Source organism: Rhodococcus sp. RS1C4 (assembly GCF_002258225.1).
In the GTDB taxonomy this organism is placed as follows: Bacteria; Actinomycetota; Actinomycetes; order Mycobacteriales; family Mycobacteriaceae; genus Rhodococcoides; species Rhodococcoides fascians_E.
Genome location: NZ_NOXZ01000014.1, coordinates 235898 through 246406 on the forward strand (window position 1 = coordinate 235898; position 10509 = coordinate 246406).

The window sequence follows — 10509 nt, forward strand, 5'->3', positions numbered from 1 at the left end:
GAGCCTTTTTCAATCTTTCAGTTTGTTTTCACTGTGATGTAGTGACCGCACACAGTGCCACAGGGGCTCACGCGACCCGTCGACGCTGCGCCAGCAGATCGCCCCACTCCTGCGTGGCGGCACCGACAGGCGCTGCGTCCGTAGCTGTCTCACGCGCAGCCGCAACGAGCGAACGAGCGGATTGCAACAAGCTGACATCAAACGTGAAACTGTGCGTCACCAATTCTTCGAATGCCTGTTCCGGGGAATATCCCCGCAAGGCAATGAGAACTCCGACAGCCCAATCGATACTGGTCCGAGAATCGTCCATCGAGCCAACCTACAATCCGTGAGATGTGAATATGCGTCGGTAACAACAACTTCGAGAATGCGCCAGACAACGATGCACGAGTTACGGACAGCGCATACAACACACACGCGGCCGCGAGCCGGCTTGTAGCCGAAGCGAACGGCCGCTGGAAATCATGGACCGATGGTAGCCCGGAATTCCCGCCGACTGCCACCGATGTTCGATGACAATTCACTACTCCGCGGATAATTCACACGCGGTTCACACGACCGAATCGTCATGTACTCATGAGGCTTCGGGAGCAGTACCGAACGCAGGCATGCCGGATCTAGGGGACGTCGTTCTCCGCGATCGGCGCGTCGGTAGTGCTGCTGATAGACGGCGAAGACGTGGTCTCAGTTGTAGTCGGCGTCGTAACGGGTGTCTCGGGGATTGTCGAGGTCGTCGTCACCCCACCGTTGCTCGGTTTGGTCGAACCCGGCCGCGTCGGGCCTGGTTCGGTCGCGACCGGACGGACCGGCGGTGCTGCTGCGCCCGGGTCGGCGGACTCGGGTTGCCCGGCTTCCGGCTGCGGCGCAGCTTCTCCGACGGGTGCGAGGGGCACGACGACGACAGCGCCGGGATCGACCGGAAGCGCGTCGGCGCCTGGCACGCCGTCGATCGGCGGCTCCGGAGCAGCGGTCGTCGACGCACCGACCGGGATGGATGCAGGGCGCGTCGGCGACGCATCCGAGGCCGGGACATCCGACGGATAGACCATCTCCGACGGGACCGAACCGCCGGCCTGCGACGGATCTGCCGTCATCGCCCATGCTGTGACGCCGCCCAGGGCGGCGAGAACGCAGGCGCCGACGGCGGCAATCGGCCAGACCCCGCGGTGCGGCTCTCGCGCTGAACTGGGTGCTGCGATTGCCGGCGCGAGCGAGCCCACGAGAAGGGCGGCAGCGATGTCCGGGGTGTAGGCGTCGGACAGGCGATCGTCGAAGATGTCGACGACGGGAGTCGGCTCGGATTCGGTGGCAGCCAGGGCGTCGGCGACGATTTCCCGTTGAAGAGCGTTCTCGCACACCACCGCTGCACCGGCGACGTTCAGGTCGTGTTGCATGGCCTGGACGCGCATGAAGCCGAGCGCGGTCGACACGGCTCCGCCTATTCCGCCGGGAGTTGCCGCGACGGTGACCGTGCGGGTCGCGACAGGGCCGAGCTCCGGGAGCGTGATGTCCACCAGCGACGCCGTGACCTCGTACGTGCTGACGTGCACGCCAAGCGCGATGTGCATGCCGCTCGTACCCCCCGTGTAGTGCCGTGAACCGAGTACCCGACGCCAATCCGGGCGATCGGTTGGTTTGATCGGCAATCAGACTACCCGGGTACCGGACAATCGTCGCATTCAGATTCCGGACTCGGTTATCTCCGCTCGGGACGCGGCAGCGGCGGCGAGTTCCTGCGCGTACAGCAACCCGAACGTGAACCCGTTCTCTCCTGGCGTGACACCCGCTTTGCGGCCCAACTCGAGCAGGGTCGCCGCGGCCACGACGGCATCCTGGTGCTCTCCGAGGATCTCCTGGACGTTCTTGTACCGGGCGATCCTGGCTTTCGACTCCTTCTTCCCGACGATCGGCTCGACCAACTCTGCGGCGTAGCGTGCCCGTTTGCCTGCCTTCCGGGCTCGGTGCAGTGCCTCGTCGTCGCCGGCGACTGTCGCCGCAGCCACCCGCTTGGATGCTTTCTTGCCTGCCTTGCGTGCGAGAACGTCGAGATCGTCGTCGTCGAGCTTGTGCGCGCTTTTCGCCAGCGGTAAGCCGCGGGTCCACTGCGCCAGTTCGGTCAGCAGGGCGAGATACCGCTCGCCGTCCAGTTCGGCGGTCACCACGGCACGGAAACGAAGCTGCTCGGCGAGCAGATCGTTCTCGATTCGCGCGGCGACGGGACCGAGCACCAGGTGATCCGGTAGCTCGCCCAGGGATTCTGCAAAGCGAGCACGCTGCACCTGACGGTCGCGAACCTCACCGAGAAGTCCGGCATACCAGGATAATTCCGTTTCCAGGAACAGCGCCCTGTCGTCGTCGAACAGTTCGGCGAACACGCGAAGCGTGCTGCGGTAACGGCGAATCGCGACTCTCGTCGAATGAATCGGATCCATCCCGCGGCGCAGGTACACGTCGCCCGCGAAGATCGCCTGGGCCTGCTGATTCAGGTAGTCCGCGACGACGCCGACGGTTCCCGTGTGGACCGGCTCGGCCGACGAGCGAACCGCACGATGGAATTTCGACGGATGCGCGCCGACGCGTGCCCCTGCCGCCTTCAGCTTCTTGCCCACCTGCTTCAGATCCGACTCCGCCCCCTCGGGACCGAGCTCGACCTCCACCTCCCGCCAACCGTGCCCGTCGGCGCCGGACAGATCGACCGTGACGGTGTCGTCGGCGAGTTCGGCAACCACGCGACCTTTCCGATCGGACAGAACGTGAAGCCTGCGCAGCGACGTCAACGTAGCCACAGGGGACAACGGCTTGCCGAGCGTGGCACCGATCAGAAGCTCCGCGAGTTCACCCGGGACTGTCGCGTCCTCACCGCTACCGAGCGGCAACCTGATCTCGGTCCGCGCCTTGTCGGCCGGAACCTTTGCGTGCCATCCGGTGTCGGCGTCACCGCGTCGGCGACGCACCGTGATTCCGCGCTGCAGCAGGTCGAGATCCGCGGTGTCGAAGTACGTGCTGACGAGCGAGACCTCCGACTCCGTCGCGGAACCGCCCGCAGGAATCAGCTTGTCCGCATCGGGAAGGACGAAGTCCGGGTCGACGTCGAACTTGTCCTCACGTTCGGTGTGTATCGAAGCCATGGAACGAGTCTGCCGTACACAGGTGAACAAACGGAGGCAAACATCGCCGGGCAGGGTCTCTACCGGCGGAGTTCTACCGGCGCGATGACGTTCGTGGAGGAGCCGACGACCGCACGGGCGATTGGGTCGGTGGCCGCGTCGTCGCGGTCGGACGAGTGGTCTGCGGTGGGTCGTTCCGCGGTTGGTCGTCCCGCTGCCGAGTCGTCGCCGTGGGGGTCGGGGTGGGTGCGCTGCTAGTGGTGGTCTCCCGGCGTCGAGTCGTGGTGACCCTCTCGTCGTCGGTCGACTCCACTTCGTCGGTCGTGTCCGCGTCACCTGTAGACGCCTCCGGGGTGGTGGTCACGGCCGCGGAGGTCGTGTCCGGAACCACGGACGCATCCGGTGGGCCCGGCGGCAGGCTGGGAGCCACGGTGGTGGCAACGGAGGAAGAGGACGTGATCACCGGCGTGTAGTCCAGGGCCGGGGGCTCGACTCCGCGATCGCTCGACGCCGCCGCAATCGACACGACCACACCGCCTGCGATCAACGCAACGGCTCCGCCTCCCAGGTACCGCGAAGCGCGTAGGCGCGTCAGACGCCGCGACGACGTGTCGCTGTGACGGGGACGTGCCCTACTCCCGGTGACGACGGACGCGGGGCCGTCCCCTCCCGCGGTCCCCCCGGCGTCGTCGGTCGCATGCTGGGCGACGACGAGTCGCCGAGCCATCCCCATCGCACCTCGCGCAGCCAGAGCTTCCGGCTCGCGCGGGACGAAGACGGGCACCGACAAACCGTCGATCAAGCTCTGTCGCACTATCTGCATGTTCGCGCCTCCGCCGACCGCGAACAGGGCGTCGACATGGGGCGCATCGGTGATCATCGACGACGCCAGAGCGACCGCGTCGTACACGCTGTCCCGAACCAGATCCTCCATGACGGATCGATGAAGGGTGGCGACGCCGGCCGGGCTCACCACCTCCACGGCCGTGACGGACGAGAGTCTCTCCTTGGCCTCGCACACGGTCTCGACGAACAGGTCGCGAGATTCCGGGTCCAGGACCTGCGACCCGAGAAGATGCTGGGACAACCTGGCGTCGCACCCGTCTCCGGACAACACGGTGCTGCGGCGCGAACCGAGGACGTGGCCGGAATCGCATTCCACGATCGACACGGTGACCCCGCCCGCACCGACGTCGAACAGCGCGACAGTCTGATCTGGCGTGAGATCCCCGGACTCCTGGAGCGCGCCGATCTGCGCACCGATGTCCGATACGAGTGCGAGGCCGTCCGCATGCTCCACCCCGTAGACCTCGCTGGGGTTCTTGTCACGAAGAGCCAGGACGGGGACCGTGCCCGTGGCGCCGTTCTCGCGCGCGAACTTGTGGACGGCCCAGGTCACCGAGCCCCACGGATCCTGCGAACCCTCGGGTACGGCAATGACGGTCTCGGTGCTGAGCTGGGGATCTGCGCGCACGTCGCTGCATGCTGCGCGTATTCCGCTCACACCGAGCGATGCGCCGAGTACGGCTGTCATCGAAAACCTCGCTCCGGTAAGCCCCAACCCACTTCGGCAAGGGTCGAGACTACCCGAAAAACCGTATGTTCGTATTGAAAATACGCTGTAAACAGACCTGAAGTTCAGTCGACCGGCGATTGAACGAAGTTCAGGTACGCTTTCGACGGTGTCGGGCCCCGTTGACCCTGATACTTCGATCCGACCGCCGCGCTACCGTAAGGATTCTCCGACGGGCTCGACAACCGGAACAGGCACAGTTGCCCGATCTTCATCCCCGGCCACAACGTGATCGGGAGATTCGCCACGTTGGACAGTTCCAACGTGATGTGCCCGCTGAACCCGGGATCGATGAACCCCGCGGTCGAATGCGTCAGCAAACCCAACCTGCCCAGCGAGCTCTTTCCCTCGAGCCGACCCGCCAGGTAATCCGGCAGCGTCGTCAGTTCGAGCGTCGACCCGAGGACGAACTCGCCTGGATGCAGTACGAACGGCTCGCCGTCCGCAGGCTCGACGAGCGTCGTCAACTCGTCCTGCTGCTTCGACGGATCGATGTGCGTGTAGCGAGTGTTGTTGAACACCCGAAACAGCTTGTCCAACCGAACGTCGACGCTCGACGGCTGCACCATCGCAGAATCGAAAGGCTCGATACCGAGGTTGCCGGTGGACACTTCAGCGCGGATGTCGCGATCGGAAAGCAGCACAGTGCAGGCTATCCCTCCGGCAGCACACCGTTCCCGCTGACCACCCACACGACACCCGACTGCTAGAGTTGCTCGGCGCGGACAGCCTCGACCGTCCGCCGCGCCGGTGTAGTTCATTGGTAGAACGCGACCTTCCCAAGGTTGAGAGGCGGGTTCGATTCCCGTCACCGGCTCTCTTTCTCCTTTCGTCGGTAACAAACCAAAACACGGTCCTCGAGTGTCGAATTCGAGAACTCGACCGTTAATTCGGCGGAATCGACCCTCGCATCGAGAACAAATATTCACATTTCGCTTTCCAGTGCAGTAGGCAGGCTGCATTGTGTTACACATCCCTCGTGCTTTTGTTACCCCTCGACAATTGATACGAAGGACCCGAAATGAAGTGGTTCGCTCTCGTAATGGCCCCGATCCTGATTGCGGCGCCTTATACATATCCGTTTCCCACCTACCCGCGACCGACGGTGTTTCCCAAACCTCCGACCACCACGGCGCCACCGCCCACGACGACAGCCCCTCCTCCCGTCACCACGGCCACTCCACCGCCGAGCGGCGGGCAGACGACCGTGCTCTGGGAGGACCAGTTCAACGGGTCGGGCGCCGTCGATCCTGGAAAGTGGGGTTTCCAAACCGGCAGGTGGGGCGCAACTTCGGGGGAGCAGCAGTACTACACCAACTCGACCAACAACGCGTCGGTCGCGGGTGGCTCGCTGAACATCACGGCCAGGAGGGAAACGACTCCGGACCGCAAGCCCGCGCCGAACAACTTCACCAGCGCTCGTGTCGTGAGCTTCGGAAAACAATCCGTAACCCCGCCAGTGCGACTGGAAGCATCCATAAAGATGCCTCGTGCGGCCGGATTGCTACCCGCTTTCTGGTTACTCGGCCTCGAACCGGGCAATGAATACAATTGGCCGCGTCAGGGTGAAATCGACGTCGTGGAAATTCCCGGCACAAATGGTCCCTCTTTCAATCTGCACGGTCCGGCGCGTAACAACTCCAGCACCGACGTCAAGACCGGCAGCGGAATGAGCCCGATTTCCGACGGCTTTCACACCTATCGGGTCGACTGGTTCCCTGACCGAATCACCTGGTTCGTGGACGGTGTCCAGAAGTTCACCGTGACGAAGAGCGACTACGAAGCCAAAGGGGGCAACTGGAAGCCGTTCTCCGGCGCATGGCCTCACTACGTCCTGTTCAACGTGGCAGTCGGCAACGACTGGGTCGGGAAAGCCCCTGCATCGACTCCGTTTCCGCAAACCATGAGCATCGACTGGGTCAAGGCAAGTCGTATCAATTGATTCGACTGTGATACGTCAGTAAAACAAACTCGTTTCATTGGTACATCGCACAGCGCATCGGCATAGGGTCGAGAGGAACCCACAAATCGAGGTGCTGTGTGAGCTACCGATTCTCGACGACGTCGACCGCCACCGTTCTGCTCCTGTTCGCCGCGTTCGGCGGCATCGCTCATGCTGCGCCGCCGAACGCTCCGGACGTACCGGGGCCCGCCCAGAGCACTCATGCCGATGCGATCGCGTACGCGGCGAACCACCCCGATTCGGTGCCTCCCGGCATGAACCCGACGGACTGCGTCCCGTCGGCAGAGCATCCGAATCCGGTCATCCTGGTCCACGGCACCGACGCGTCGGTCTACGCGGACTGGGCCGCACTGTCGCCCGCGCTGGCATCGGCCGGCTACTGCGTCTACGGACTGAACTACGGCGCCTCGCCGGACGGAACCAGCTTCGGCTACACCGACATTCGCGGTAGTGCCGCGCAGCTGAAGGACTTCGCCGACGGTGTTCTGTCCGCAACCGGCGCCGAGCAGGTCGATCTGGTCGGATACTCGCAGGGCGCGGCCGTCACCCGATACTTCACCAACCGCCTCGGCGGAGCGGACGTCGTCGACAAGTGGATCGGCATCGCGTCCCCCGCCTACGGTGGAACCGCCTACGGAGTGTCACCGGCTATCCAGGCCGTGCCGAGCGCCACGCGACTGGTGTCCAGCGAGTTCGGCCCCGCCCTGGTCCAACTGATCGAGGGCTCGACATTCCTCCAGGACCTCAACGCAGGCGGTGACACCGTCCCCGGCGTCGAATACACCAGTATCGCCACCGACGTCGACGAGGTCATCCAGCCGTACACCAATGCGCTGCTTCGTGATCCGGACGCCCGCAACATCGTGGTGCAGGACGTGTGCCCTCAGAACAACGTCGCGCACTTCACGTTCACCTACGACCCGACGACCATCGCTCTCGTTCTCGGCGCCCTCGACCCCGGCGCTGGAATCGTCCCACCGTGCACACCGGTTCCGATCGGTGCCGGCGTTCTGGACGTGGTGATCGCCAGCAACGCGCCGCCGCCCGCCGGATGATGGGCGGCGACGCCGATCGCGCACTCACCGCGCCGCGTGACGTTCCAACCAGTCGATCCCGAACGCCGTGATGGGTCCGGCGTCGACGACCACGCTCTCCGCGAGCCCCACCAGCCCACGAGCTCCGGCTCCGGTCGCGAGAAACTCCCGGACCACCGTCGCGAAGTAATCGTCGTCCAGGCCGGCCACCACGGGATCGGACGTGTCGAACTCCTCGGACCAACGCCAGACGGTCTCGCCGTCCGGACCTCGAAACGGGTACTCACGCCTCACCCGGCGCTTGGCCGGAACATCGGCCAACGCCTCCGCGTGATGCAGCACCGTCATCGTGTCCAGCGGCGCACCGACCATCAACACTCTGCCGCCGGCCCGGACCAGACGGGCGAACGGCGAATCCGGGCCGTAACCGTTGTCCAACGGGTGATCACGCGTGAACTCGTCGGCCCTCGCACCCAGCGCAGCGACCGAGGCGCCCGGGTTTGCGCTCCGGAGGACCCCCGGCCTGGTACCGATCGTCGACGCGAGTATCCCGTGGTCTCGCGCCGCCCGCGCGGTCGAAGGATCGAACGGCGGAACATGGGGCCGAATGTCGGCCGCAACGGTGCCGTCGGGACCCCAGATGTCGAGGCCCAACTCCCAGTCCTGATACGAGAGAACGGTTCCCGACGGCCCGACGACGTCCAGAATCGCATCGACCAGTGCGTCGGGGCCACCGAGGATCGTCCCGACGCTTCCGCACGCGGCATGCACCATCACGGCGTCGCCGCCTCGAATACCCAGGGCGCGGACGTCCGCGCCGAGGCTCGCTCGCGTAGCGATCATGGACGACGACCCTAGGGTGTGTCGACCTCACTGTCGAGCTTGAGCACCCGCTGCCCGTCGGACTGTTCGATCAGGTAGGCGGGCGTCTTCTCGGTCCCGTTCCTGGTGATCTCGCTACCCGAGATCTTTCTGGTCACCTTGTCGGTGTGGACCTCGACGATCTTGCCCTCGGCAGTGCCCTGTCCCCAGTTCCACTGCACGGTCGTGCCTTTTCGGTGCGTCATGCCGCCGGACTACCCCATCCGGGGGAATTCGATGCATCACCCACCCGGCCGCCCTCTACCCGACCGAAAAACGGTCGCAGCGGGCGTCACGACTGCTACCTTTCCCTCGAGCGCTGCGAAGAGGGGAAACGAATGTCACTGGTTGCAGATTACGTCGTGGTCGGCGCAGGTTCCTCGGGCGCGGTGCTCGCGAACCGGCTCAGCGCAGACCCGCGGAACACTGTCGTCCTGCTCGAAGCAGGGCCGGAGGACAAGAACAAGTTCGCGCACATCCCCGCAGCCTTCTCCAAGCTGTTCCGCAGCGAGGTCGACTGGGACTACGACTCCGAGCCGCAACCGGAGCTCAAGGGCCGCAGTATCTTCTGGCCACGAGGCAAGATGCTCGGTGGATCCTCGTCGATGAACGCCATGATGTGGGTTCGCGGTTTCGCGGCCGACTACGACGAGTGGGCATCGCTGTCGGACTCGTCGTGGTCCTTCGAGAAAATCGTCCCGTACTTCCGCAAGATCGAGTCCATCGAAGGAACGACGGCACTCGACGCCGGCACGACCGGGCCGTTGATCGTCTCGCACCAGCGAAGCCCGCGCGCACTCACCGCCAAGTTCCTCGAGGCCGTCGAACAGGCAGGTTATCCGGTGGAACCGCCGAACCTGCCCGAGCCCAAGGGTTTCTCGCAGACCATGGTCAACCAGAAGCGCGGAGCCCGCTGGAGCACAGCGGACGCCTACCTGGCGCCCATTCGCAAACGGAAGAATCTGACCGTCCTGACCGAGGCGCAGGCCACCAGGATCGTGTTCGACGGTTCGGCCGCGGTCGGCGTCGAGTACGTGTCCGGTGGCCACACCCAGACGGTGCGAGCGGCCCGCGAGGTGGTGCTCGCCGGTGGCGCGATCAACAGCCCGCACCTGCTGATGCTCTCTGGAATCGGCGACCGTACGGTTCTGCAGAACCTCGGCATCACCGTCCAGCATCACGCGCCCGAGGTGGGCCGTAACCTCACCGACCACCTCGCAGCGCTCATCGGCTGGAGCGTCGACAGCGATTCCTTGTTCTTCGCCGAGAAGATCCCCGAACTTCTGAACTACCTGATTCGCAGGCGCGGAATGCTGACGTCGAACGTCGCCGAGGCCTACGGTTTCATCAAGAGCAGAGACGACCTCTCTCTGCCCGACGTCGAACTGATCTATGCCCCCGCCCCGTTCTTCGACGAGGGGCTGATCGCACCCGACGCCCACGCCGCCGTCATCGGCTCCGTCCTGCTCCGTCCGCGCAGCCGTGGGGAGATCACGCTGCGCACTGCCGATCCGTTAGCGAAGCCGATCATCGATCCGCGATACCTCAGCGACGGTGACGGCGCCGACCGCGCAGCCATGCTGGAGGGACTGCGCGTGTGCAACGAGATCGCGTCCCAGCCTGCGCTGGCAGGTCTGCTCGGCGACATAGTCCGCCCTCGCGACGCCGGCGATCTTCTGTCCGAGGCGCTCGAGCAGAATGCGCACACCCTCTACCACCCCACCAGCACCTGCCGGATGGGCAACGACACCTCCAGCGTCGTCACGCCCGACCTCAGAGTGCGCGGCGTCGCCAACCTCCGGGTGGCGGACGCGTCGATCATGCCGACCATCATCCGTGGCCACACACACGCACCCAGCGTCGTGATCGGCGAAAAAGCGTCGGACATGATCCTGCGGGGCTGACCTGCTCGCTCGAGCGTGCCGTAAAGAAACCGGACCGTTGGATAAGGCCCATTTCGGAGGCCGTGCA

Annotated in this window: 10 protein-coding genes and 1 tRNA gene; 4 read left to right on the forward strand and 7 right to left on the reverse strand. The window is 64.9% G+C overall.

From position 1 onward, the window contains the following. Nucleotides 1–67 precede the first annotated feature (67 nt). The 5 genes from CH289_RS06310 to dcd form a co-directional block, all read right to left on the reverse strand. Nucleotides 68–310 carry an ANTAR domain-containing protein gene (locus CH289_RS06310; RefSeq protein ID WP_020110514.1) on the reverse strand — a complete coding sequence of 81 codons (243 nt, stop codon included), beginning with the start codon at nucleotides 308–310 and terminating at the stop codon, nucleotides 68–70. Between the two features lie 307 nt (nucleotides 311–617). Next, nucleotides 618–1568: a hypothetical protein gene (locus tag CH289_RS06315; protein WP_094628766.1), complete on the reverse strand. Its 951-nt coding sequence runs from the start codon at nucleotides 1566–1568 to the stop codon at nucleotides 618–620. 111 nt (nucleotides 1569–1679) lie between these two features. After that, the gene (locus tag CH289_RS06320; RefSeq protein WP_020110512.1) at nucleotides 1680–3128 is read right to left on the reverse strand and encodes a CYTH and CHAD domain-containing protein; all 1449 of its coding nucleotides are present in this window, start codon (nucleotides 3126–3128) and stop codon (nucleotides 1680–1682) included. Nucleotides 3129–3201: 73 nt separating this feature from the next. Next, on the reverse strand, nucleotides 3202–4641 hold the full coding sequence (locus CH289_RS06325) for an Hsp70 family protein (protein WP_094727589.1): 1440 nt from the start codon (nucleotides 4639–4641) through the stop codon (nucleotides 3202–3204). Between the two features lie 104 nt (nucleotides 4642–4745). Beyond that, nucleotides 4746–5324 carry a dCTP deaminase gene (gene dcd, locus CH289_RS06330; RefSeq protein ID WP_019665613.1) on the reverse strand — a complete coding sequence of 193 codons (579 nt, stop codon included), beginning with the start codon at nucleotides 5322–5324 and terminating at the stop codon, nucleotides 4746–4748. Between the two features lie 102 nt (nucleotides 5325–5426). On the opposite strand from dcd, the gene CH289_RS06335 reads away from it, so the two are divergent. The 3 genes from CH289_RS06335 to CH289_RS06345 all read left to right on the forward strand — a co-directional run bounded on the left by CH289_RS06335 (nucleotide 5427) and on the right by CH289_RS06345 (nucleotide 7698). Beyond that, nucleotides 5427–5497: transfer RNA gene (locus tag CH289_RS06335), tRNA-Gly, on the forward strand. A 225-nt stretch (nucleotides 5498–5722) separates the two neighbouring features. Continuing rightward, the gene (locus CH289_RS06340) at nucleotides 5723–6622 is read left to right on the forward strand and encodes a glycoside hydrolase family 16 protein (protein ID WP_080738117.1); all 900 of its coding nucleotides are present in this window, start codon (nucleotides 5723–5725) and stop codon (nucleotides 6620–6622) included. A gap of 98 nt (nucleotides 6623–6720) precedes the next feature. Further along, the gene (locus tag CH289_RS06345) at nucleotides 6721–7698 is read left to right on the forward strand and encodes an esterase/lipase family protein (RefSeq protein WP_020110509.1); all 978 of its coding nucleotides are present in this window, start codon (nucleotides 6721–6723) and stop codon (nucleotides 7696–7698) included. A 24-nt stretch (nucleotides 7699–7722) separates the two neighbouring features. Here CH289_RS06345 and aac(3) read toward each other — a convergent pair whose 3' ends face one another. Further along, complete coding sequence (aac(3), locus tag CH289_RS06350) at nucleotides 7723–8520, reverse strand: aminoglycoside 3-N-acetyltransferase (protein ID WP_033188893.1); 798 nt, start codon at nucleotides 8518–8520, stop codon at nucleotides 7723–7725. An 11-nt stretch (nucleotides 8521–8531) separates the two neighbouring features. Then, nucleotides 8532–8744 carry a hypervirulence associated TUDOR domain-containing protein gene (locus tag CH289_RS06355; protein WP_019665609.1) on the reverse strand — a complete coding sequence of 71 codons (213 nt, stop codon included), beginning with the start codon at nucleotides 8742–8744 and terminating at the stop codon, nucleotides 8532–8534. Nucleotides 8745–8876: 132 nt separating this feature from the next. Here CH289_RS06355 and CH289_RS06360 point away from each other — a divergent pair, with 132 nt between their 5' ends. Continuing rightward, on the forward strand, nucleotides 8877–10442 hold the full coding sequence (locus tag CH289_RS06360; RefSeq protein ID WP_094727590.1) for a GMC family oxidoreductase: 1566 nt from the start codon (nucleotides 8877–8879) through the stop codon (nucleotides 10440–10442). Nucleotides 10443–10509: the final 67 nt, after the last annotated feature.

Bases quoted from the DNA above. Each gene is read 5' to 3' on its own strand.
- CH289_RS06310 (WP_020110514.1), bottom strand. From the start codon at position 310: ATGGACGATTCTCGGACCAGTATCGATTGGGCTGTCGGAGTTCTCATT.
- CH289_RS06315 (WP_094628766.1), bottom strand. From the start codon at position 1,568: ATGCACATCGCGCTTGGCGTGCACGTCAGCACGTACGAGGTCACGGCG.
- CH289_RS06320 (WP_020110512.1), bottom strand. From the start codon at position 3,128: ATGGCTTCGATACACACCGAACGTGAGGACAAGTTCGACGTCGACCCG.
- CH289_RS06325 (WP_094727589.1), bottom strand. From the start codon at position 4,641: ATGACAGCCGTACTCGGCGCATCGCTCGGTGTGAGCGGAATACGCGCA.
- CH289_RS06340 (WP_080738117.1), top strand. From the start codon at position 5,723: ATGGCCCCGATCCTGATTGCGGCGCCTTATACATATCCGTTTCCCACC.
- CH289_RS06355 (WP_019665609.1), bottom strand. From the start codon at position 8,744: ATGACGCACCGAAAAGGCACGACCGTGCAGTGGAACTGGGGACAGGGC.
- CH289_RS06360 (WP_094727590.1), top strand. From the start codon at position 8,877: ATGTCACTGGTTGCAGATTACGTCGTGGTCGGCGCAGGTTCCTCGGGC.